Raw genomic sequence first — 25526 nt, forward strand, 5'->3', positions numbered from 1 at the left:
ACATTATAAGTATCAATTAATAAAGAACAATTGTCAGGATATGTTTGAGCCCAAGCTTCAAAGGCTTCATATTCAGTATCAAATAGTTGAACCCAGCTATGCGCCATTGTACCAACCGCAGGAACATTAAAGTATTTGTCAGCAATTGTACAAGCAGTAGAGTCACAACCACCTATTATAGATGCTCTTGCACCATATATAGCACCGTCATAACCTTGTGCACGTCTTGAACCAAATTCCATAACTGTTCTACCATTAGCTGCTCTACAGATTCTATTGGCTTTAGTAGCTATTAATGTTTGATGATTTATAGTTAAAAGTATCATTGTTTCTACAAATTGAGCTTGTACAACAGGACCTCTAACCGTTACTAAAGGTTGATTAGGAAAAACAGGATTTCCTTCAGGGATAGCCCAAACATCACATTCGAACTTAAAGTTTCTTAAGTAATCTAAAAATTCTTGTGAAAAAATATTCTTTTCTTCTAAATATTTAATATCACCTTCAGTAAATGACAAATTGTTTAAATATTGAATAAGTTGATCAACTCCGGCCATAATGCAGTATCCACCACCGTCAGGTACTCTTCTGAAGTACATATCAAAGTAAGCGATTCTATTTTGTACTCCTTTATTAAAATATCCATTAGCCATTGTTAATTCGTAAAAATCTACAAGCATTGTAAGATTTCTTTCATTAGTAACGTCAAATCTCATTAAATCTTCCATTTTTATCTCCTTTATTGAAAAATACCTAAAGATATTGTACATCTATATATAAATTATTACAATATAGTTATTTATATTATAATAGTGGTAATAATTAAAGTATATCAAATTTAAGGAGAACGTATGAAGATAGAGTTAGATAATTATCAAATGAAAGCAATTAATATTAAGTGTAAAAATACATTGGTAGTAGCGGCTCCTGGCAGTGGAAAAACTACCGTTATAATAAATAGAGTTAATCATCTTATTGAAGAAAGGAAGGCGAGAATTGGAAATATAATTGTTATAACATTCACAAGAGCAGCAGCTGAAAATATGAAATCAAGATATAAAAATATTTTTAAAAAAGATATAGCACCTTTTTTTGGAACATTTCATGGATTATTTTACAAGATTTTACTTAGAGAAGGGTTTGATATAAAAATAATAGATGGTGGGAAAGGCCATGGAATAGTAAAATCTGTATTAGGAAAATATTTTGATGATGTAAATGACGATAAAGTTAGAGATGTTCTAAATAATATATCATTATTTAAAACATCATTAGGAAAATTAGAAGATTTTTCTCCATCAATATCTATGGAAATTTTTAAAGAGTGTTATGAACAATATGAAAAGCAAAAGGAAAAAGAAAAGCTTTGGGATTTTGATGATTTATCTGTAAGAGTACTATATTTATTTAAAAATAATTCTAATATATTAAGTAAGTATAAAAGCTTGTTTAAGTATGTTTTAGTTGATGAATTTCAAGATTGTGATGAGTTACAAGTAGAATTTTTGAAAATGATAAATGATGGAAATGAATTATTTGCTGTAGGAGATGAAGATCAGTGCATTTATTCATTTAGAGGCTCTAAACCTGAATATATGGTAGAATTTGATAAATCTTTTATTGGTGGAGAAAAGGTATATTTATCAACAAACTATAGAAGTAAAAAGAATATAGTTGATATATCTAAAAAGTTGATTTCTAATAATTTAGGTAGAAATAATAAGGAGATATTATCATTTGAGTCTGGAAAAGGAATTATAAAGTTTGTGAAGCCTTATAATGAGTTTTTACAAGGGGAAGATATTGTAAGTATAATTAAGGAATTTGTTGGAGAAGAGTACAGTAATAATGCAATATTATATAGAACAAATATGGAAGCAAGAAGTTTGATAGATACTTTTACAAGAAGAAAAATCCCTTTTGTTTTATTAGATAAGGGATATAATTTTTTTGATCACTTTATATGTAAGGATATAATAAATTATTTAATATTATCAATAGATCCATATAATAGGGAGGCATTTGCTTTTATAATAAATAAGCCTTTTAGGTATATTAGTAAAAGCAATTTAAGTTATTTAGATACTTATAAGGAGTATAAAAATGTATTTGATATTCTCATAGATAAAAGTGATATAGCACCATTTCAAGCAAAAAAGTTAGATGATTTAAAAAGGGATATTGCATATCTTAATAAGATTTCATTAGGAAGTGCTATACAATACATAATATCTTCTTTAGGATATATTGATTATCTAAGAGAATATGCAAGTAAATTTAACCAAAACTTTAGTGATTTAGAGGATGTATTAGAGGAATTTAAGGGTGCCATAGAAGGGTTTAGAAATATATCAGAATTTTTAGCTCATGTGGATAATGTTAAAGAAGAAATAGAGAAAAGCAAAGTAGTTCAAGATGGTGTAATTCTTAGTACGATACATGGTGTTAAAGGAATGGAATTTAAAAATGTATTTATTATTAATTGTGTAGAAGAAACTATTCCACATAAATCATCAATAGAAGATAATTTAGAAGAGGAAAGAAGACTTTTTTATGTTGCAATAACAAGAGCTATTAAAAATTTATATGTTTTTTCACCTAAGACTATAAGAGGAAAATTTAGTGATTTATCTAGATTTATATTAGAAAGTGGTTTAGAAGAAGAAAGTAATAATGTAGATTATGGTATTAAGAAAGGTGATACTTTATATCATAGGCAGTATGGTGATGCAAAAGTAAAGGCAATAGATGGAGACAGAATAACATTAGAGTTTAAAGATGATATAGATAGAAGTTTTTCTCTAAGGATATTAATGGAAAATAACTTAATAATATTAATTAAGTAATATTAATTAATATTCAGTAAAAGGGTAATAATAAATATATATAAAATCTTTTGTAAAAGGCGGATTTATTATGTGTAAGTATGAAAAATATATAAAAATACTTTTGTTTGTTATTATTACTACTTTAAGTTTAAATAATTTTATAGAAAAGTCATATGCCTTTTCACCTGAAGAGGGTAAGAAAATAGAAGCATTTATTGAGAAAAATAATGATTTAATTAGTGAAGAAGAAAAGGAAAATCTAGGTGAAATAATTTCAAAATTAAATAAATATATGGTTTTATCTCAAGAAGAAAGGGAATATATTCAAGAGTGTGAGTTGAATGTAATAAGAAAAAAGTTAGGTGATGCACAATTTGAAGAGTATAAAAAACTTATAGAAAAAAGGGCATCAGGGGTAGAATTTCAACAACCAGAAAGATTTAGGTTATATGAATTAGAGAAAATGTTAAGATAAAATTAAAAAAGTGAGATAGATTATCAAATTAATTGAATAAAAGGAAGGCATAATATATAATTAATCTAAATAGGCTTATATTTTTAGTATAAGCCTGTAAATTTTTGGGGAGAAGTTTTTAAGTTATGAAAAATTTTAATATAGAAGCACAAAACATTAAAGATGAATTAATAAAAATAAGAAGAACTTTACATCAATATCCGGAATTAGGATTTGAGGAAACAAACACTTCTAAATTTATAAAGGATTTTTTAAAAAAAGAATGTATAGAATTTAAAGAATTTGCTGGTACCGGTGTATGTGGTATTATACAAGGTACTAAAGAAGGTGAAAATACTAAAGTAATAGGTTTAAGAGCAGATATTGATGGATTACCAATGCAGGATAAAAAAAGTTGTAGCTACGCTTCAAAGGTTAGTGGAAAGATGCATGCTTGTGGACATGATGCACATACCACGATTTTATTAGGTGTAGCAAAGTTATTAAATAAAAATAAAGATAAGTTTAATGGAATTGTAAAATTGATATTTGAGCCTGCAGAAGAAACTACTGGTGGAGCTAGAGTAATGATAGAAGAAGGAGTTTTAACAAATCCTACTGTAGATGTTATGTGCGGACTACATGTGGAAGAAACTTTAGATGCTGGAATGATAATGGTTAAAAGAGGAACAGTAAATGCTGCCTCTAATCCATTTAATATTACAATAAAAGGATCAGGAGGACATGGAGCTTATCCAGATACAGCTATTGATCCGATAGTTATGGCAAGTCATGTTGTTACCTCTTTACAGAGCATAGTTAGTAGGGAAATAAAGCCTGTTAATCCGGCAGTTGTAACAATAGGTAGTATTCATGGAGGAACAGCACAAAATATAATACCTAATGAAGTAAAGTTAGGTGGAATAATAAGAACTATGACAAATGAAGATAGAGAATTTGCTAAAGTAAGATTAAAAGAGATAGTAAATGGGATTTGTACAACTTTTAGGGGAAATGCAGATATTGAAATAGAAGAATCATATCCATGTTTATACAATGATGATACTATGGTAAAAATATTAGAGGATTCTGCAAAAAGTATTATAGGAGCTGAAAATGTTAAAGTGCAAAAAAATCCTAAGTTGGGAGTAGAAAGCTTTGCCTATTTTGCAAATGAAGTACCATCAGTATTTTACTTCTTAGGAATTAGAAATGAATTAAAAGGGATAATACATCCAGCACATAATAGTTTATTTGATATAGATGAAGATGCATTACCTATTGGAGTTGCAATTCAATGTGAGGTTGCTATAAATTATTTGACAACTTAAAAAAATAATATTAATCTAATATAATGGAAAAGTGGATAAGCAAGATGAATTTACAACTCTGATTGAATAAAGAAGAGTTGTTTCATAAATGAATCTCTAAATCTTTGATTTAGCAAGATGAATTTACAACTCTGATTGAATAAAGAAGAGTTGTTTCATATACATAATATAGGAGTTGATTTTTTGAAAATTGAAATAGGAACAAATGAGGCAGGTCAAAGACTAGATAAGTTTTTGAGAAAATATTTAAAGGATGTACCTTTAAGTGCTATATTTAAGGCATTAAGAAAAGGTGATATAAGAGTAAATGGAGCAAAGAAGAAAGAAAACTATTCGCTAGAATTAGGGGATGTTATTGAGATAAGATATATCCAAAGCAAACAAGAGAAGAAAGAAGATTCATTTATAAAAGTAAATTATAGTGGACTTATGATTACATATGAAGATGATAATATACTAATAGTTGAAAAATGGCCTGGAGTTTTAGTGCATCCAGATCAAAAGGGAGCTCAACCTTCACTTACTGACTATGTATTATCATATTTACATGGAAAAGGTGATTATTTACCGGAGAAAGAAAAAACATTTACACCAGCACCATGCAATAGGTTAGATAGAAATACTTCAGGAGTTGTTATATTCGGAAAAAATTTTGAATCACTAAGAACAATGAATGAGATGATAAGAGAAGGTAAGGTAAAAAAATATTACAATGCCTTAGTTAAAGGAAAAATAAAGGATGGAATATATAAAGGTTATATTTCAAAAAATGAAAATGAAAATATATCAAGAGTATATGATGAAAAGAAACCAAATACAAAAGAAATTTCTATGGAAGTAAAAACAGTTCAAACTAATGGAGCATATTCATTACTTGAAATTGATCTTATTACAGGTAGAAGTCATCAAATTAGGGCTCATTTAAGTCATTTAGGCAACCCTATAATAGGTGATTTTAAATATGGAGATAGAAAGTTAAATTCATTCTTTGATAATAAGTTTGGATTAAATTATCAATTCCTTTATGCCTATAAACTTATATTTAAGGGAGCTGATGGAAAGTTAGAATACTTAAAAAATAAGACAATAGCAGAATCACTTCCACCAATGTTTAAGAAGATAAAGAAGGATGTATTTAAATTTACTATATAAGAAGATATAAAGGGGAAAGTTATGGAAGAGAAGTCAGTGGGTCGTAGTTTTCTTATATTATCTGTAGCAGGAATACTCGTAAAAATATTATCGGCAGCATATGTACCATTATTAAATGCTATTATAGGGCAAGACGGAATTGGAATATATAATGCAAGTTATTCATATTTTATTTTTATATTGGCTATTACAAGTTTAGGTGCACAACCAGCAGTTGCAAAGGTTGTATCAGAGTTAAGGGCTCAAGGGCATCATGAAGATGCTCTAAGAGCTATGAAAGTGGCAAGGATGTACTTAGCTATTATAGGAGCTATTATTACTATAGCTTTTATATTATTAGCTGGAGTTATTGCTGAAGGTACTGAATGGGCTGAGGCAGCTTTATCGTTAAGATTTTTAGCACCTACAGTATTTTTTAGTTGCATATTAGCAACGTATAGGGGATACATGCAGGGTACAGAAGATATGAAAACATTAGCCATCTCTCAAGTACTTGAGCAAATAGTTAATATAGTATTAAGCTTAATATTTGCATATGTATTTGTTCAAATTAGTATTGAGTGGGGTAGTGCAGGTGGGACCGTAGGAACTACAATTGGCGCAATTGCTGCTTTAATATTTATATTAATAATGTATGATAAGCTTGATTATGAGGGAAAGGCTGAAATAGAAAATAAATCCGAAAAGAATATAAGCAATAAGAAAATATTAAAAAAACTTCTGTTTTATGGAGTACCAATAATAATGGTAGCTGGACTACAAAATGCAGGAAGTCTTGTTGATACTATAAATGTTAAAGCAAGATTACTTGCAGCAGGATTTTCAAATATAGAATCAACAAGGTTATATGGTGTATTAGGGTATTATAATACATTATTAAATGTACCTTTTGCATTAGTTACAGCATTAAGTGCTGCAATATTCCCTAAGGTAATACAAGCTTATACACAAAAGAATAGAAAAGAATTAAAGGCTCAAATGTCTTACAGCTTTAAGATAACTTATTTAATAACTATACCAGCAGCGGTAGGATTATCTATGTTAAGCAAAGAAATATACTTAATGCTATTTAATACAACAGCTGGATATGAGTTATTAAAATATGGTTCAGTTGTGTTAGTGTTTATGTCTATATCTGCAATTCAAAATATTATATTGCAAGGTATTAATAAAGTATATTTAGTATTAAGTACAGCTTTTTTAGGTATAGTAATTAAATTTATTATTAATTATTTCTTAGTTGCTATAAAGAATATAAATATATTAGGTGCAATTTTTGCAAGCTTTTTTGCATTTTTAGTTCCTGTAATTATAAATCACAAAAGATTAAAAAGAATTTTTAAAATGAAAATTCCTATAATAAAATTAGCAATTATGCCAACTATATCTTCTGCAGTTATGGCTTTATCAATTTTTATTTGTAGAATTCCTATTGATAGAATTATGAATATTATTGGAAGAGGAAGAATTATAACTTGTTTTGTTATATTAATACTTGTATTAGTTGGTGGCTTAATATATTTATTTACTCTAATTTTACTTGGTGGAATAAATAAAAAGGATTTAGATATGATTTCACCTAGATTATTTACACTATTACCAAGATTTTTAAGAAAAAATATGTAAAATTAAATTATTAAAAGCTCATCATTTTATATTAAGATGATGAGCTTTTTTAGCATTAACAAAAAATAATCATTTGAATATTATATAAATAATAAATATTTTTAGGGAGAGTATATGAAAGGAAAAGGAGAATCAAAAAAATGTAATCTAAACACTGATGCTGGAGTACCTATATTTAATGATACTAGTTCCTTAACAGTTGGTGAAGATGGACCTGTATTATTAAAGGATACTAACTTAATTGATAAGCTTGCATCTTTTGATCGTGAAAGAATCCCAGAAAGAGTAGTTCATGCTAAGGGGGCAGGAGCACATGGTTATTTTGAAGTTATAAATTCTATGAAGGATTATACAATTGCTAAAGTTTTTACAGAGGATAACAAGAAGGTGCCTGTTTTTGTTAGGTTTTCTACTGTTATTGGCTCAGAGGGTTCTGCAGATACAGCAAGGGACCCTAGAGGGTTTGCAGTAAAATTTTATACAGAAGAGGGGAATTATGATTTGGTTGGAAATAATTTGCCTGTTTTTTTTATAAGAGATGCTATTAAATTTCCAGATATGATTCACTCATTTAAACCATCTCCTGATACTGGAGTAACAGACTTAAATAGATTTTGGGACTTTATAGGACTTAATCCTGAATCCACAAATATGATTACTTTTTTATATTCAGATTTAGGGACAATAAAAAGTTTTAGAAAAATAGAGGGTTTTGGAGTTAACACATATGTATGGGTTTGCCCTAAAGGGAAAAGAAGATTAATAAAGTATCATTGGAAGCCATTATCGGGAGTTGAAACTTTAGAGAGAGATAAGGCAATTATGTTAGCAGGAATAAATCCAGATATAGCAAGACAAGATTTATATGATACGTTAGAATGTGGACAAAAAGTTCAATATGATTTATATGTTCAGATATTAGAAATGAGTTGTATAGATGATTTTGATTTTGATGTTCTAGATGCTACTAAAGTATGGCCTGAAGATAGAATTCCGTTAATTAAGGTGGGAAGAATGACATTGGATAGAAATCCGGATAACTTCTTTGAAGAAACAAATCAAGTGGCATTTTCACCAGCTAATTTAGTTCCAGGAATAGAAGCATCAAATGATAAATTACTTCAAGGTAGATTGTTTGCATATAAAGATACTCAAAGGCATAGGATAGGGATAAACTTTAATCAATTACCTATTAACGCTCCTAAGGTGAAAGTATGTAATTATAGAGAAAATGGAGATATGAGATATTCATCTTCTAAGGGACATGTTAATTATAAACCAAATTCTTTAAATGATGATAATCCTAAAGTTTATAAGCCAATGGTAAGTCAACCAATTTCCTTAAATGGAGATGAAATAAGGGCTATAATAAAGAAAACAGATGATTTTACTCAAGCCGGTGAAAGATATAGAAACATGTCAAAGAAAGAGCAAGATCATTTAATTTATAATATAGCTTGCGATTTAAAAGGTGTGAACAAAGATATTCAAGATAGAGTAATAGGTAATTTTACAAAGGCAGATAAAGAATTTGGAGATAGGGTAAAGAAAGCTATAGGATATAAATAATATTTTACTAATAATAAAAGCCTAAGATTTTAGGCTTTTATTATTAGTAATATTAATCTTCTTCTAGACCAAATCTACTTAAGTATGCAAAAATACTAAAGGTTAATATTATTACAATTATATTTTTACTTAAATATAAACCATTCAAAAATCGATTGGTAATTAAGTTAATAAGTAAATAAACTAGTATTCCTATAAGAATAAAAATTATTATATTATATATAGATAAGTTTAACTCAATATGTTTCTTTACCTCATGTAAATTTATTATTAAACTTAGGGTAGAGGTAATAAAAATTGTTATAACGTAAGAAAAAATATTTATACTTGGTATTGCAGTAAAAAAATAAAGGCATAATATTTCAGTAACAGAAATAATTATAGAGTTTCTTAAAATAATACTTTGTCTATTTAATCCATTTAATATTCCAAACATTGTATTAGCTACAAAGAAAATAGGTGCTGATAAAGAAGCAAGCCTAATGTATAAACCTAAATCATCTCTTTGGAAAAACATTTGTCCTAAGGAATCAGGAATTAATTGGCATATGATTGTTGTGGCCATACCTAATAAAAAAGCAATTTTTAAAATAGTCTTAATTCTTTGCGAAGCACTATAATATTCTCCAGAGCTTATACTTTGTGATAAATCTGGTACAAGTAATGTATTTATTGAATTAACAACTATAAGTGGGAATGTTACTATAGTCAAAGCCATTCCATTAAATCTACCAATAAGATTTAATGCAGAGCTATAATCAATACCAGAAGCCACTAGTTGTCTTGGGACAATTAATGTTGAAATAGTTGCAAATATATTTCCTAAAAAGCCGTTTAAACATAGAGGTAAATAAATTACTAACACATTGAAAATAAGTTGAGCTCTACTTTCTGGAATTTCGTTACTAGTAGGCATTCTTTTTTTTGTATATTTATAGTAACAGAATAGTAATATTAAACTTTGTAATTCTCCTAAGGCCAAAGATACATAAGCTAGTGTAATTAAAGATGATAATGATTGAGCTTTAAAAACATATACTAATAAAGCAATAGTTATAATTCTCATAGCTTTTTCAGATATATCAATAATTGCAGGAACTGCAATTTTTGATGTTCCATAAAAGAAACCTTTTAATATATTAGAAAGAGCAATAAAGATCATTGCAGGACAAGTTACTTTAATAGCATTTAATGTTCTTGCATCTTTTATACCATATTGACTTATGTATGGAGCTAGGAAAAAAACTAAAAATCCTATAATAATAGACCAAATTATGTTAAAGAAAGCAACAGAACGAATAGTTTTAAATAAATTATTATATTCTCCTTTTGAGCTATATATTGCAGCTCTTTGAGAAATAGCGGCAATAATACCAGCTGTCATTAAACAGATAAAAAGATTATATACAGGCATTACTAAACCATAAAGAGCAACGCCTTCAGGTCCAGCTAAATTATTTAAATACATAGAGAAAATAAAGCCAAGTATTCCAGTTGTTATATTAGCTGCTGTAAGAAAAAATGAATTTTTAAAAAATATATCTTTCTCCAAATTTAATTAGCCTCCTTAAGTAAAGTTTATAAGTCTTCTTCAAAATGAAATTTTAAGTATAAAAATTGTAGTGAATTACATTAATACTTATTCAGTAAAATAGGAGAATATGATATTAAGTAGTTATTATTTAATTATTAAGTAATATTTTATTAGAGAGAAAATATAAATAAAAATATAAAGGGGGGAGGCGTAATGAGAAGATTTTTTAAATTTCTAGTATTTTCAATAATAATTGTGACTCTATCATTTGGAATTTATAAATTTAGTAATAGATATGATTTGAATATTATTTATAAAAATGTAGATTGGTCTATAAATACAAAGGGTTTAGAGGGAGCTGTATCTTTTGATTTTGATAAAGAAAATAATTTATACATAGCTTTTAAAAATAATATTAAGGTTATTAATAAGGAGAATAAGGAAGAGATTTTAGTTTATGATAAAACTTTAAATATATATGATATAGCTTGCTATAATAATGATATCATAATTGCTACTGATAATAGAGTATTGTTATATGACATAAATACAGAACAATATAGAGAGTTGATTAATGATTTACCTAATAATGGTTTAAATTATAAAACAAATATTATTTTAGATGAAGAGTATTTATATATAAGTATAGGCTCTAATACTAATTCAGGGGTTGTTGATGAAAATAATAAAAATGAAGACAAGGCATCTTTTGAGTGGGAGGTAACTGGCATAGGATATAATAACAATTATGCATTTATGCCATTTGGAGAAAGGAGTATTGAAGGACAGAAAGTTAAAGAGAGTGTCTTGAGTAATGCGAGTATTTTAAGATATGATTTGAATAGTAATGAATTTATAACATATGCTACAGGAATTAGAAATGTTGAAGGATTAGCAGTAAATAGTATAGGAAAACTAACAGCTATAGTTGGTGGTATGGAGGATAGTGGAGTAAGGGCTGTTAAAGATGATGTAGATTATATATATGATATAAAAGAAAGAGCTTGGTATGGATGGCCAGATTTTAGTGGAGGAGACCCAATTACATCCCCAAGATTTTCAGATGGAACTAATAAGTTATCATTTGTTATAGCTAATCATCCAACAGAAGTTACCTTAGGACCTAGATATCAGCATGATAAAGTATCTGCTTTGAATGGATTAACTATTGATTATGAAGGAAAATGCTTTCCAAAGGATACGGTAATATTTGCAGATAATGTGGAAAATTATATATATGTTTTAACTGAAAATGACACTTCAAAAGCAATATTAGCATTAGATAAAGAAAGTCATATAGAAAAAATAAAATACAATGCTGCAAATATATATATATTAGATAGCAAAGGTGGTTGTTTATATAAAATATGTGGACAAGTAAATACAAGAATATTTAATTTACCAAATGTAATCTGGATATTTATTATAATTTTTATAATGTCAATAATAATAGCCTTAATGTATAAAAGTAAAATTATAAAAAAATAAATAGTTGTATTAAAAAATATTTTGAAACTTATTTTCAAAATATTTTTTTGCATTAATATAGATAAATGATGTAATATACATGAGTAAGAATAAATACTACTAAATCTGAATACATAATAAAAAATATGGTTTAACTTAAAATAAGTTACATAATTATATAAATATAATAGTAAAATTTATAAAGAATTAAATTTTTTATCTTAGGGGAGTGGTATTTATGGGAAAAACAATTATATTAAACTTAAGTGGAATAAAATTAACAGGGGATGTATTAGACGTTGGAGAAAGCTATGGTGTAATTTATAATATTTCAAAAGATGCTATAGATGAAGTTTCAGTAGATTTGCTGGAAGGTACAATTGATGAAAAAAATACTTATGGAGAATATGATACTTGTACAGTGTTTTTCTATTTAAGTAGCATATGGAGAGAGTCTAATAAAGTTAATTTAATTAGAGAAGCTAGTAAATTGGTTAAGGTTGGAGGAGAAATATATATATGGGATATAAATAAAGAAATTGGTGAAGTATCAAATAATAAGGTTATGGCAGTATTGCCATCAGGAAAGACAAAGGAGTTTGAGTTTAAAAATTTAAACCCACTTTCTAAATCTAATATAGAGGATACCAAAAGAATGTTGAGTGATATCTATGATATAAAAGAGGAAAAAGTTTGGGAGGACATTTTTTTTATAAAAGGTGAAAAAAAGTAATTAAACGAAAGGAAGAAAAAAATGAAAGTACTATTAACAGCTATAAACTCAAAGTTTATTCATAGCAATTTAGCAGTTAGATATTTAAAGGCATTTACGGAGGATATGAATTATGAATGTCAAATAAGAGAATTCTCAATAAACGATAGAGATGAAAAAATATTAGAAGAGATAATTAAAGAAAAGGCAGATGTAGTAGCTTTTTCAACGTATATTTGGAATATAGAAATAGTAAAAAGGTTATCAAATTTAATAAAATTAGTAGATGAGAATATAAAAATTGTTTATGGTGGACCGGAAGTTTCTTATGATAGTCTAAATATATTAAAAGAACTCTCAGGTGATTATGTAATTCAGGGAGAAGGAGAAAAAACTTATAAGGAGTTTGTTGAATATTTACTTGGAGATAGAAGTGTAAGAGGTATTAGAGGTTTGTATTTTAAAGAGAATAACCAAGTTTTTAGTAATGGAAATAGACCACTTATGAATATGGATGAAATAGTATTTCCATATAAGGAAGATGAAAACTTAGATAATAAAATAGTTTACTATGAAGCTTCTAGGGGATGCCCTTTTAATTGTAAATATTGCCTTTCTTCCACTACACATGGAGTGAGATTCTTAAATATAGAAAGGGTAAAAAAAGAATTACAATATTTTATAGATAAAAAAGTTAAATTAGTTAAATTTGTGGATAGAACATTTAACTGTAATTTTAAGTTTTCAATGGCTATATGGGAATTTTTAATAAATGCAGATACTAATACTCAGTTCCATTTTGAGATTTCTGCAGATATACTAAAACCACAGGAATTAGAGTTGTTAAGAAAAGCACCAAAAGATAGATTCCAATTTGAGGTTGGTGTACAAACAACTAATGATGAAGTATTAAATAAGATAAATAGATTTGTTAATTTTAGCGATATAAAAGAAAAGGTAATTGAGTTGCTTGAGATTAAAAATATTAAGCAACATTTAGATTTAATAGCAGGCTTACCAGGAGAAGATATAGTATCTTTTAAAAAGTCATTTAATGATGTTTATAGTATAGGACCAGAAGAAATCCAGTTAGGGTTCTTAAAATTACTTAGAGGATCTTCTATGAGAGAAGAGGCTGAAGAGTATGGAATGAAGTATTCACCATATCCTCCATATGAAATATTACAAACTAAGGATATATCATATGATGAATTACTAATACTGAAAAAAGTAGAGAGTATGGTTGACAAATATTATAACTCTCAAAAATTTAATAACATAATAAAATATTTAATAGATAGCTTTGAGACTCCATACGATTTTTATTTAGAGTTAGGAAGGTACTTCCATAAGAAAGGATACTTTGATAGAAATATAGGAAATAGTGAGTATTATAAGGTATTTTTAGATTTTAATATGGAAATAACAAAATTAGATAACGAAATACTACGAGACATAATAAAATATGATTATTTAACTTTTAATAAAAGAAGGGGAATGCCAGAGTTTTTAGGGAAGGGATTAGAAAAAAGAATTGAAAATGAAATTAAGGATCTTCTTAGAGAAGAATATTCATTTAGGGATTATTACATTGAGAGCTTTAATATAAATATAAATGACTTTGTAAAGAACAACTGTATAAATAAGGAAACGGCATACTTCTTATGCTCTTATGAAGGTGAAATGATAGATATAACTAAAAAAATAAAACAGAATTAATATTATGAAAACAATATAGAAAAAAGAATATATACATCTCAATAAATGGATAATATTGTAATATTAAAATGTTGTTTAGGAAATGTTAACAAAAAAAAGTTGAAAAATTGTAAAAACAGTGTATAATTAAAAGGGAGATAAAAAGTAATTAATACTATATAAAGTATTAATGTTTATATTATCCAACTTGTATATAGTAAAGGTGGTGAGACTTTGGCATTAGAAGCAATTAATGAGATAAAGGAAGCTGAAAAAAAAGCTGACGCAATAATTTCAGATGCTAAACAAAATGCAAAAGAAATTGTTAACAATGCAACTAAAGAAGCTGACATCAAATATGATGAAATAGTAAGTGATGCAAAAACAAAAGCTAATAACTTATTAAGTGCTGCTTTAGAAGAAGGAAATAGCAATGCAGAGCCTATCTTAGAGATGGGGGAGAAAGAAATAGAGGCTATACGTAATATGTCTCAAGATTTAAAAGATAATGCTATTAATATAGTTGTTGAGAGGATAGTGAAGATTCATGGCAATAGTTAAGATGAACAAATTCACTTTGCTTACTTTTGAATCTAAAAAGGAAGAACTTCTTCGTAGATTACAAGGATTTTCAAATGTAGAATTTATAAATTTACAAGATGAAAATCTATTAGAAGCTAATGAAGAGTTAAAATCTCTTAATAAAGATGAAGTAGATTCAAATATTGCAAAGTACGAAGAAGATTTATCAAAGGCTAAAACTACTCTAGACTTTTTAACTAACTATATGCCTAAAAAGTCAGGATTAAAAGCATTAGAGGATGACAAGGAAACCTTAACTATTGATGAATTAGAAAATGCGGTTAAGGATATTAACTGGAATGAAATTTATTCTAAAGTTAAGGAAAAGGAAGATGAGCTTCACAGCATAGAAAGCAAGATTACTAAGCTAGAAGGTGAAATTGAAGTTTTAACTCCATGGCAAGCCTTAGATATTTCTTTTGAAGCTCTAAACGAGCTAAATACAGTATCAACTTTTGTTGGAAGTATTTCAAAACAATATGAAACGCAACTTAATGAAAGTTTAGATGCTGAGTATGTTGAGATTATCTCAAGAGGTAATAATGATATAAATATAGTAGTCGTGGCTTTAAAAGAAAGACATGATGAAGTGTTAAACATTTTAAGAGGATTTGGGTTTAGTTCATTTAAATCAGAGTTTGATGAAATACCACAAGTGGTTATCACAAATCATGCTCATGAAATAGAAGAATTAAAATCAAAAATATTCTTCGTAAAAGAAGAAGTAGCATCTTTTGAAGAAGACTACAAAAAAATGAAGTTAGTGTATGATTATCTTACAAACGCAGTTTTAAGATATAAGGCTTCAAATAACTTTTTAAGAACTACTAACACTGTTGCTATCCAAGGATGGTGTGAAGTAGAGAAGAATGAAGAATTACAAAGTATATGTAAAGAAGTTTTAAATGATGATTATTATATATCATTTGAAGATGTAAAAGAGGATGAAGTTGAAGCAGTTCCAGTTAAATTAAGAAATGGATTACTTAATAGAACTTTTGAATCTGTTACAGAAATGTATAGTTTACCAAAATATAATGAAGTTGATCCAACTCCATTATTAGTACCATTTTATTTAATATTCTTTGGTATGATGGTTGCTGACGTTGGATACGGATTAGTAATGTTAATTACTGCATTCTGCGCAATGAAATTCTTAAAATTAGATAAGAAAAATGAAGATTTTGCTAGATTCTTCTTATTCTTAAGTATACCAACAATCGTTATAGGATTAATTTATGGATCATTCTTTGGTGATGCAGTAAAAATACCAGGACTTATAAATCCAACTGAAGATGTTAATACTCTTTTAGTTGCTTCTATAGTATTTGGTGTTATTCAGATATTATTTGGTTTATGCATAAAAGCATATACACTTATTAAGGCAGGAAAACCAAAAGATGCCTTTTATGATGTTGGTTCATGGTTAATAACATTAATATCAATTGGTGTATTAGCTGGTTGTATAATGTTAGGATGGCCATCAATAGTTAAATATATTGCAATAGCAGCAATGATATTTGGTATGCTTGTAATAGTATTAACTGGTGGTAGAGAAGAAAAGACAAAGGGTGCTCAAATAGGTCAAGGGCTATATGCTTTATATGGAATAACAAGTTATATTGGTGATTTAGTTTCATATACAAGACTTATGGCATTAGGACTATCAGGTGGATGTATAGCAGGAGCGTTAAACTTATTAATGAAGTCATTAACTGGTCCAGCAATAGTATTATTACCATTCGTATTTGTGGCAGCTCATGTGTTTAACTTACTATTAGGGTTATTAGGAGCATATGTTCATACAGCAAGATTACAATATGTAGAATACTTCTCAAAATTCTACGAAGGTGGAGGAAAGGCATTTACTCCATTTAAAGCATCAGAAAAATATATGAATTTAAAGGAAAATTAGGAGGATTTAAAAAATGAATACATGGATACAATTTTTTATAGAAAATAATGGTGGATTAATATTTGCAGCTTTAGGTGTTGCATTAGCAGTTGGTTTATCAGGTATAGGTTCAGCTAAAGGTGTTGGACTAGTTGGGGAAGCAGCTTCAGGATTAGTTACAGAAGAACCAGAAAAGTTCGGTAAAGCATTAGTATTAGAATTATTACCAGGTACACAAGGTTTATACGGTTTCGTTGTTGGTTTCGTTGCTTACACTAAGATGTCTTCAGGAATGTCTTTAGAACAAGGTTTATACTTAATTGGTGCTTGTTTACCAATCGCTTTAGCAGGTTTATTCTCAGGTATAGCTCAAGGTAGAGTTGCTGCATCAGGTATTCAAATATTAGCTAAGAGACCAGAACACAATACTAAGGGAATCATCTTAGCAGCGATGGTTGAAACTTATGCATTATTAGGATTCGTTATATCATTCATGCTAGTAAGTATGGCAATGTAATTAATACATGCAATAATATTAGCAATATAAAGATTGGAGATATAAGTTATGTCAAATGTAAAAAATATAACTTCTAAAATCCTTAAGGATGCAGAAGCTGGAAAGGAAAATATCTTAGCTACTGCTGCTGAAGAAAAAGACAAAATTATTTCTAAAAAAGTAAGCAGTGCCAATGAAATTGCTAAAGAAATTTTAGATAAAGCTGAAGTTGAAGCAAAATCTAAAAAAGAAAGAGTAATATCTAGTGCTAAATTAAAGGTTAGAAATAACAAATTAGCAGCTAAGCAAGAAATTATTAATGAAGTTTTTGAAAAAAGCATAGATAAATTAACACAATTATCTAAAGAAGACTTCTTAAGATTTGTAGAAAATACAATTTTATCAATGAACTTAAGTGGTAAGCAAACATTAATTTTAAATGAAACAGGATTAAAGTTTGTAGATACAACTTTTATTGAAAAATTAAATAAAAAAGTAGATGCACAAATAAGTTTAAGTGAAACTCCAGGTAAATTTAGAGGTGGTTTCATATTAGAAAATAATGGCATAGAAATAAATAGCACTTATGAAGCTTTAGTAAGCTCATTAAGAGATGAGTTAGAGTTTGAAGTAGCAAAGGTGTTATTTAATTAAGGAGGGGTAGTATGGATGTAATGCAATTTACTCAAGCTCTTTCAAGAATTTGGGTATTGGAAACAAGACTCCTTGATAAGGCCAAAGTAGAAAGAATGTTAGAAGCTAATTCTGCTGATGAGGTTTTAAAAATACTTGGGGAAACTGAGTATGCAAATATAATGGGCAATGTAAAAAGAGCTGCTGATTATGAAGAAATTCTAAGCACGGAACTTAAAAGAGTTTATAAATTAGTTTATGAATTATGCCCAGTAAAAGAAATCGTAGATTTAATGAGCATTAAATATAAATACCATAATATTAAGGTTTTATTAAAAGGAAAATTCTTAAATAAAGATTTTTCAAATATGCTAATAGATTTAGGAAAAGAAGATTTAAGTGATTTAAAGAGAAAAATTGATACAGACAATTTCAGAGACTTAAAGGGAAATGTTGAAAAAGCAGTTCTAGAAGTTATGGCTGATTTTGAAGTAAATAAAGATCCTCAAAATATTGATATTATAGTAGATAGATATATGTTTAAAGAATTAGTAGAAATAAAGAAAGCTTTAAACTATAAATTTACAGATAAACTTGTAAATGCAATTATTGATTCTACAAATATTAGAACCTTATTAAGAATTAAAAAGCAAGGTAAGGGAAGAGAATTTGCTTCAGAAGTATTAGTTAATGGTGGATCTATAAGCAAAGATACATTAGTATCTATATTAAATGAAACGCCAGAAAATATTATTTCAAAATTAAGCACAAGTGTATATTCTGATTTAATAAAAGACGGTGTTGAAGGATATATAGCTACAAATTCAGCAAATCTTTTAGAAAAGTTAAGTGATAATTATATTATGGATCTTATGAAAACTGGTAAGCTAGTAACATTTGGGCCAGAAAGAATTTTATCATACATTTATGCTAAGGAAACAGAAATTAAAATAATAAGAATTATTATGGTAGGAAAGCTTAATAATATTGCTGAGGAAGTAATCAGAGAAAGGCTGCGTGATATTTATGTATAAGAAAATCGGTGTAGTTGGTGATAAAGACTCAGTTTTAGCATTCAAAGCTATTGGAATAGATGTATTTCCAGTTGTAGAAGCTGATGAGGCTAGAATCGCTGTTGATAGAATGGCTATGAATGGATATGCAGTTATCTTCATAACAGAGCAAGTTGCAGTAACTATTGAAGAAACAATTGAACGTTACAATAAGCAAATGCTTCCTGCTATAATCTTAATTCCAAGTAATCAAGGAACTCTAAACATAGGTTCAAAGAGAATCAGCGATAGCGTAGAAAAAGCTGTTGGTGTAAATATTTTATAGGAAGGCAGGTTAGAAATTTGAAGACCGGAAGAATAATCAAGGTTGCAGGTCCTTTAGTTGTTGCTGAAGGAATGGACGAAGCAAATATTTATGATATGGTTAAGGTTGGAGAAAAAGGTCTTATCGGAGAAATCATTGAAATGAGAGGCGATAAGGCATCTATCCAAGTTTACGAAGAAACTACAGGAATAGGGCCAGGGGACCCAGTTGTTACAACTGGAGAACCATTAAGTATAGAACTTGGGCCAGGGCTTATAGAGTCAATGTTTGATGGAATACAAAGACCTCTAGATGCATTTGAAAAAGTAGCTCAATCACCATTCTTAACAAAAGGTGTTTCAGTTACTTCATTAAATAGAGAAAGAGTTTGGACTTTTAACCCTACAGTTGCAGTTGGAGATAAAGTTGAAGCTGGAGATGTAATAGGAACAGTTCAAGAAACTGCTGTTGTGTTACATAAAATAATGGTTCCTTATGGAATAGAAGGGACTGTTAAAGAAATAAAGAGCGGAGATTTCACAGTTGTTGATACAGTTTGTGTTGTTGAAACAGCTAAAGGAGATAGAGAAGTTCAATTAATGCAAAAATGGCCTGCAAGAAAAGGTAGACCATATGCACAAAAATTAAAGCCAGAAGCTCCAATGACTACAGGTCAAAGAGTTATCGATACATTCTTCCCAGTAGCTAAGGGGGGGGCTGCAGCCGTACCAGGTCCTTTCGGAGCAGGTAAGACAGTTGTTCAACACCAAATTGCAAAATGGGGAGATGCTGAAATAGTTGTTTACGTTGGATGCGGTGAGCGTGGTAACGAAATGACAGACGTTCTTAACGAGTTCCCAGAATTAAAAGACCCTAAAACTGGTGAATCTCTAATGAAGAGAACAGTTCTTATAGCTAATACTTCAAATATGCCAGTTGCTGCCAGAGAAGCTTGTATATACACAGGTATAACAATAGCTGAATACTTTAGAGATATGGGATACTCAGTATCAATTATGGCTGACTCTACTTCAAGATGGGCTGAGGCATTAAGAGAAATGTCAGGTAGACTTGAAGAAATGCCAGGGGATGAAGGTTATCCAGCATACTTAGGTTCAAGACTTTCTGACTACTATGAAAGAGCTGGTAAAGTTGTTTGTTTAGGTAAAGATGGAAGACAAGGTGCAGTTACTGCAATCGGTGCAGTTTCGCCTCCAGGAGGAGACTTATCTGAGCCAGTTACACAATCAACATTAAGAATAGTTAAAGTTTTCTGGGGATTAGATGCTCAACTTGCATATAAGAGACACTTCCCAGCTATAAACTGGATTAATTCATATTCATTATATGCTGATACTGTAGATGGATACTTAAATAAAACAGTTGCTGAAGATTGGTCTGCATTAAGACAAGAAGCAATGGCTTTACTTCAAGAAGAATCAGGTTTACAAGAAATCGTAAGCTTAGTAGGTATAGATGCATTATCTGAAAAAGATAGATTAAAATTAGAAGTTGCTAAGTCTGTAAGAGAAGACTATTTACAACAAAATGGTTTCCACGAAATAGACACTTATACTTCATTAGATAAACAATACAAAATGTTAAAGCTTGTATTATTATTCAGAAAAGAAGCTGAAAGAGCTTTAGATGCAGGTGTTTACTTAGATAAAATCTTAGAATTAGAAGTAAGAGATAAGATTGCAAGAAGTAAATATATCCATGAAGATAACATATCTAGAATGGATGAAATTGCTGCTGAATTAAGAGCTAACATTGATACTTTAATCAACGAAGGAGGGGTTCTTTAATGCTTAAGGAGTATAGAACAATTACAGAAGTTGTTGGTCCTTTAATGGTTGTTGAAGGAGTTAGCGGTGTTAAGTATGACGAACTAGTTGAAGTTGAATTACAAACTGGTGAATTAAGAAGAGGTAAGGTTCTAGAAGTTAATGGAACTAAAGCAATGGTTCAATTATTCGAAGGATCATCAGGAATTAACCTAAAAGGAACTAAGGCTAAATTCTTAGGAAAGCCACTTCAATTAGGTGTATCAGAAGATATGCTAGGAAGAGTATTTGATGGAATGGGTCATCCAATTGATAACGGTCCAAAAATAATACCAGAAAAGCAATTAGATATAAATGGGGAAGCAATTAACCCAGTATCAAGAAATTACCCATCAGAATTTATACAAACAGGTATATCTGCAATTGATGGATTAAATACACTTGTTAGAGGACAAAAGTTACCAGTGTTCTCTGCATCAGGTCTTCCACATGCTCAATTAGCTGCACAAATAGCAAGACAAGCGACTGTTTTAAATTCAGATGCTAACTTTGCCGTTGTTTTTGCTGCTATAGGTATAACATTCGAAGAATCTCAATTCTTCGTTGATGAATTCAAGAAGACAGGTGCTATAGATAATGCTGTATTATTTATGAACTTAGCTTCTGACCCAGCTATCGAAAGAATAGCTACACCAAGAATGGCATTAACAGCTGCTGAATTCTTAGCATACGAAAAAGATATGCACGTTCTTGTTATCATGACAGATATAACTAACTATGCTGAAGCTTTAAGAGAAGTTTCTGCAGCTAGAAAAGAAGTTCCAGGTAGAAGAGGTTACCCAGGTTACTTATATACTGACCTTTCTACATTATATGAAAGAGCAGGTAGAATTAATGGAAGAGGTGGTTCAATTACACAAATTCCAATATTAACAATGCCTGAAGAAGATAAAACTCACCCAATTCCAGACTTAACTGGATATATTACAGAAGGACAAATTATCCTTTCAAGAGAGTTATATAAGAAAGGTATTATGCCACCAATTGACGTATTACCATCACTTTCAAGACTTAAAGATAAAGGTATAGGTAAAGGTAAGACTAGAGAAGACCATGCTGATACAATGAACCAATTATTCTCAGCTTATGCACAAGGTAAGCAAGCTAAAGAATTATCAGCAATCTTAGGAGAATCTGCTTTATCTGAAACAGATAAGAAGTTTGCTAAGTTTGCAGAAGCATTTGAAGAACAATATGTTTCTCAAGGTTTCGAAGCAAATAGATCAATCGAAGAAACTTTAAATATAGGTTGGAAATTACTTACGATTCTTCCTAAGACAGAACTTAAGAGAATCAGAGATGAATATCTTGAAAAGTATATGCCAAAGGGAGATGAAGAGTAGAATATGGCAAAATTAAATGTCAATCCTACTAGAATGGAGCTATCTAAGCTGAAGAAAAGATTAGTTACTGCAGCAAGAGGGCATAAGCTTCTTAAAAACAAACAAGATGAGTTAATGAGACAATTTATTAATCTTGTTAAATATAACAATGAATTAAGAAAATCAGTAGAAGCTGAACTTGAAGGTTCATTTAAAGATTTCGTTATGGCTAGTGCTGTAATGAGTTCTGAATTTTTAGAAGAAGCAGTTGCTTATCCAAAAGATAGTGTATCTGTTGAAGTAGGAACAAAAAACATAATGAGTGTTAATGTTCCGCAAATGAAATTCCACAGACAATTACAAGATAGTGAAGGAAGCATTTATCCATATGGTTTTGCCAATACATCTTCTGAATTAGATGATGCTATAGGAAAGCTAGAATCTATACTTCCTAAGCTTCTTGAATTAGCTGAAGTTGAAAAATCAACACAGTTAATGGCTGATGAAATTGAAAAGACAAGAAGAAGAGTTAATGCGCTTGAATATATGACTATTCCTCAATTAGAAGAAACAATTAAGTTCATTAGAATGAAGCTTGATGAAAATGAAAGAGGAGCTTTAACTAGATTAATGAAGGTTAAGGATATAATTAACGCAAGAGCAGAATAAATCTTTACATTATCACAATAGGGAGTTGCTTTATGCAGCTCCCTTAAACTTTTTCTTTAATTATATATTTGATAATGAAGTAAATTAATAGTATAATGCTAATAGAATACATAATATTGCATATTATGATAATTTTTAAGGAGAATCTTAATGAAATATTTACTAGCGACAATAATAGCTTTTTCTACAGTATTTATTTTAACACCAATACTTATGAAATTAGCTTTTAAATATAATTTTACTGATAAACCCACTAAGAGAAAAAAACATAAAGGTGAAACACCACTTTGTGGTGGAATTGCTATGTTTATTGGATTCTTTATAGCATATTTTATTGCTTTTTATAATTATAATTTTGATGAAAAATATGGAATATTTATAGGGTCACTATTAATATTAATTATAGGAATAGTAGATGATTATTATAAGAGTATAGGAAAAGAATTTGGTATTGCTCCAAGGTTGATAGTTCAACTTTTAGCTGCAGTAATTGTATTTAAGTCTGGAATTTCTTTTGAGGGATTTACCAATCCTTTTACAGATGAATACATAACATTAGCACCTATAGTCCAATTTGTACTTACTATAACATGGATTTTTGGTGTTACTACTGTAATAAATTGGTCAGATGGAATGGATGGATTAGCTGGAGGTTTATCATTTATTTCAGCAATGACTTTTGCAGCAACAGCTATAATATTAGGTCAACCTCCATCACTATTATTTTCACTTATAACGGCAGGAGTTGTATTAGCATTTTTATATTACAATAAATATCCAGCAAAGGTATTTATGGGGGATTCAGGAGCTAATTTTTTAGGATTTATTTTAAGTATAATTGCCTTAGATGGTGCCTTTAAGGGCGCAACAATATTAAGCTTAATGATACCGATTTTAGCTTTAGCTGTTCCGATATTTGATAATATATTTGTTATATTTAAGAGGTTTTCAGAAGGAAAACCTATATATCAAGCAGATAGAAGTCAGATACACTATAGGCTTCAAGAAAAAGGATTGAATACTACTCAAGTAGTAACGTTTATAAGTGTAATTAGTCTGACTTGTAGTATTATTTCTATATTATTACTACTAATAAAATTTTAATTTAGAAAAAAGTATTTACAAATACTGAAAAATTTTGTATAATTTAATAAAATCTTATCAAGAGTGGTGGAGGGACTGGCCCGTTGAAACCCAGCAACCTGTTATAGATGATAAATGACAAGTGGCAAGTTAATATTAATAACTTGTAATTTGTTGCTTGAAACTTGTTATTATCCGAACGTGGTGCTAATTCCAACAGCTTTAGGCTGATAGATAAGGGTATTTTTATAGGCATAGTATTTTTAAACCTGAAGGAAATATCCTTTAGGTTTTTTTATTTTTATAAAAAGAATAAGCAATAAAAATAAGAATAAAAATTTATTAAAGAATTTTAGTTAGTGTAATATATCATAAGCTAAAAGTTGCTAAATAATTTAAAGGGGGCATTTTTGTGAAGATTAATGAATTATTTAATAATAAGGAGTTAGTATTTTCCTTTGAGATATTTCCGCCAAAGGTTACATCATCAATTAGTACTATTTATAATACTTTAGAAGAATTAAAGGATTTAAAACCAGATTTTATTAGTGTAACTTATGGAGCAGGGGGAAGTTTGACTAATAATAGGACAACTGAATTATCATCACTTGTAAAAGAAAAATATGGGGTAGAATCAGTAGCACATTTGACATGTATATCATCTACTAAGGAAGAAATAGATATTATATTAGATGATTTAAAAAGAAAGGGCGTAGAAAATATATTAGCCTTAAGAGGAGATATTCCTGTTGGGCAAGATCCTAAAGGAGAATTTAAATATGCATATGAGCTAATATCCCATATAAAAAAGAGAGGAGATTTTAATGTTTTGGGAGCATGCTACCCCGAAGGGCATGTGAAAGGCAGAGATTTTAAAGAAGATATGCTGCATTTAAAATTAAAGGAGGAAATGGGGGCAACTCAATTTATTTCTCAATTATTTTTTGATAATAATTACTTTTACAATATGTTAGAGGAAAAAGAAAAATTAGGAATTAAATCACCGATTCAAGCAGGAATTATGCCAGTAGTAAATAAAAATCAAATAGAAAGAATATCCTCTTTATGCGGTGCTTATGTTCCAGAAAAGTTTATTAAAATAATGAATAAATATGAATATGATAAGGATGCTTTAAGAGAAGCTGGGATTGCATATGCTGTTGAACAAATAGTAGATTTAGTTTCTACAGGTGTAGATGGAATTCATCTATATACAATGAATAATCCCTATGTAGCAAGAAGAATACATGAAAATATAAACACAATTATAAATTCAATTAATAATAAAAAAGTTGTTTAATATAGGAGGGTA

At 28.9% G+C, this 25526-nt stretch carries 22 protein-coding genes and 1 riboswitch; of the genes, 20 read left to right on the top strand and 2 right to left on the bottom strand.

Annotated features, from left to right (window positions below):
• Positions 1–728, bottom strand: a 728-nt coding sequence (locus tag Q0G30_RS05585; protein ID WP_294387644.1) for a nicotinate phosphoribosyltransferase, incomplete at its 3' end; no start/stop codon positions are given.
• Between the two features lie 123 nt (positions 729–851).
• Between Q0G30_RS05585 and Q0G30_RS05590 the strand changes: the two genes are divergently transcribed.
• The 6 genes from Q0G30_RS05590 (at position 852) to Q0G30_RS05615 (ending at position 8960) form a co-directional block, all read left to right on the top strand.
• Positions 852–2846, top strand: a complete 1995-nt coding sequence (locus Q0G30_RS05590; protein WP_294387646.1) for an ATP-dependent helicase — start codon at positions 852–854, stop codon at positions 2844–2846.
• Between the two features lie 70 nt (positions 2847–2916).
• Complete coding sequence (locus Q0G30_RS05595; RefSeq protein WP_294387649.1) at positions 2917–3303, top strand: hypothetical protein; 387 nt, start codon at positions 2917–2919, stop codon at positions 3301–3303.
• Between the two features lie 125 nt (positions 3304–3428).
• The gene (locus Q0G30_RS05600; RefSeq protein WP_294387653.1) at positions 3429–4613 is read left to right on the top strand and encodes a M20 family metallopeptidase; all 1185 of its coding nucleotides are present in this window, start codon (positions 3429–3431) and stop codon (positions 4611–4613) included.
• A gap of 183 nt (positions 4614–4796) precedes the next feature.
• Positions 4797–5765, top strand: coding sequence for an RluA family pseudouridine synthase (locus Q0G30_RS05605; protein WP_294387656.1), 969 nt, complete (start codon positions 4797–4799; stop codon positions 5763–5765).
• 21 nt (positions 5766–5786) lie between these two features.
• The gene (locus Q0G30_RS05610) at positions 5787–7391 is read left to right on the top strand and encodes a polysaccharide biosynthesis protein (RefSeq protein ID WP_294387660.1); all 1605 of its coding nucleotides are present in this window, start codon (positions 5787–5789) and stop codon (positions 7389–7391) included.
• Positions 7392–7505: 114 nt separating this feature from the next.
• Positions 7506–8960 carry a catalase gene (locus Q0G30_RS05615; RefSeq protein WP_294387663.1) on the top strand — a complete coding sequence of 485 codons (1455 nt, stop codon included), beginning with the start codon at positions 7506–7508 and terminating at the stop codon, positions 8958–8960.
• Between the two features lie 52 nt (positions 8961–9012).
• Here the strand turns inward: Q0G30_RS05615 and spoVB are convergent, their stop codons facing one another.
• A complete protein-coding gene (spoVB, locus tag Q0G30_RS05620) occupies positions 9013–10512 on the bottom strand; it encodes a stage V sporulation protein B (RefSeq protein ID WP_294387665.1) in 1500 nt (499 codons plus the stop codon).
• Between the two features lie 195 nt (positions 10513–10707).
• On the opposite strand from spoVB, the gene Q0G30_RS05625 reads away from it, so the two are divergent.
• The 14 genes from Q0G30_RS05625 (at position 10708) to metF (ending at position 25514) form a co-directional block, all read left to right on the top strand.
• Positions 10708–11982 (top strand): hypothetical protein, encoded by a 1275-nt coding sequence (locus tag Q0G30_RS05625; protein WP_294387667.1) that lies wholly within the window; start codon positions 10708–10710, stop codon positions 11980–11982.
• A 217-nt stretch (positions 11983–12199) separates the two neighbouring features.
• Positions 12200–12694, top strand: coding sequence for a hypothetical protein (locus Q0G30_RS05630; RefSeq protein WP_294387670.1), 495 nt, complete (start codon positions 12200–12202; stop codon positions 12692–12694).
• A 21-nt stretch (positions 12695–12715) separates the two neighbouring features.
• Complete coding sequence (locus tag Q0G30_RS05635) at positions 12716–14392, top strand: B12-binding domain-containing radical SAM protein (RefSeq protein ID WP_294387673.1); 1677 nt, start codon at positions 12716–12718, stop codon at positions 14390–14392.
• Positions 14393–14605: 213 nt separating this feature from the next.
• The gene (locus tag Q0G30_RS05640; protein ID WP_294387677.1) at positions 14606–14932 is read left to right on the top strand and encodes an ATPase; all 327 of its coding nucleotides are present in this window, start codon (positions 14606–14608) and stop codon (positions 14930–14932) included.
• Complete coding sequence (locus Q0G30_RS05645) at positions 14919–16868, top strand: V-type ATP synthase subunit I (RefSeq protein ID WP_294387680.1); 1950 nt, start codon at positions 14919–14921, stop codon at positions 16866–16868. Before Q0G30_RS05640 ends, Q0G30_RS05645 begins: the two co-directional genes overlap by 14 nt.
• A gap of 13 nt (positions 16869–16881) precedes the next feature.
• Positions 16882–17364, top strand: coding sequence for a V-type ATP synthase subunit K (locus tag Q0G30_RS05650; RefSeq protein ID WP_294387682.1), 483 nt, complete (start codon positions 16882–16884; stop codon positions 17362–17364).
• 48 nt (positions 17365–17412) lie between these two features.
• Complete coding sequence (locus Q0G30_RS05655; RefSeq protein WP_294387687.1) at positions 17413–17997, top strand: V-type ATP synthase subunit E family protein; 585 nt, start codon at positions 17413–17415, stop codon at positions 17995–17997.
• Positions 17998–18008: 11 nt separating this feature from the next.
• Positions 18009–19010 (top strand): V-type ATP synthase subunit C, encoded by a 1002-nt coding sequence (locus tag Q0G30_RS05660; protein ID WP_294387690.1) that lies wholly within the window; start codon positions 18009–18011, stop codon positions 19008–19010.
• Positions 19003–19314 carry a V-type ATP synthase subunit F gene (locus tag Q0G30_RS05665; RefSeq protein ID WP_195468236.1) on the top strand — a complete coding sequence of 104 codons (312 nt, stop codon included), beginning with the start codon at positions 19003–19005 and terminating at the stop codon, positions 19312–19314. Before Q0G30_RS05660 ends, Q0G30_RS05665 begins: the two co-directional genes overlap by 8 nt.
• Positions 19315–19331: 17 nt before the next feature.
• Complete coding sequence (locus tag Q0G30_RS05670; protein ID WP_294387693.1) at positions 19332–21101, top strand: V-type ATP synthase subunit A; 1770 nt, start codon at positions 19332–19334, stop codon at positions 21099–21101.
• Positions 21101–22483 (top strand): V-type ATP synthase subunit B, encoded by a 1383-nt coding sequence (locus tag Q0G30_RS05675; protein WP_195468238.1) that lies wholly within the window; start codon positions 21101–21103, stop codon positions 22481–22483. Before Q0G30_RS05670 ends, Q0G30_RS05675 begins: the two co-directional genes overlap by 1 nt.
• Positions 22484–22486: 3 nt before the next feature.
• Positions 22487–23131, top strand: coding sequence for a V-type ATP synthase subunit D (locus tag Q0G30_RS05680; RefSeq protein WP_195468239.1), 645 nt, complete (start codon positions 22487–22489; stop codon positions 23129–23131).
• Positions 23132–23281: 150 nt separating this feature from the next.
• Entirely contained in the window at positions 23282–24235 is a 954-nt protein-coding gene (locus Q0G30_RS05685) for an MraY family glycosyltransferase (RefSeq protein WP_294387698.1), read from the top strand.
• Positions 24236–24286: 51 nt separating this feature from the next.
• A riboswitch (SAM riboswitch) is annotated at positions 24287–24455 on the top strand.
• A gap of 171 nt (positions 24456–24626) precedes the next feature.
• Positions 24627–25514: a methylenetetrahydrofolate reductase [NAD(P)H] gene (gene metF, locus Q0G30_RS05690; protein WP_294387700.1), complete on the top strand. Its 888-nt coding sequence runs from the start codon at positions 24627–24629 to the stop codon at positions 25512–25514.
• The last annotated feature ends 12 nt before the right edge of the window (positions 25515–25526 follow it).

It is taken from the genome of uncultured Clostridium sp., from assembly GCF_934754925.1.
In the GTDB taxonomy this organism is placed as follows: Bacteria; Bacillota; Clostridia; order Clostridiales; family Clostridiaceae; genus Clostridium.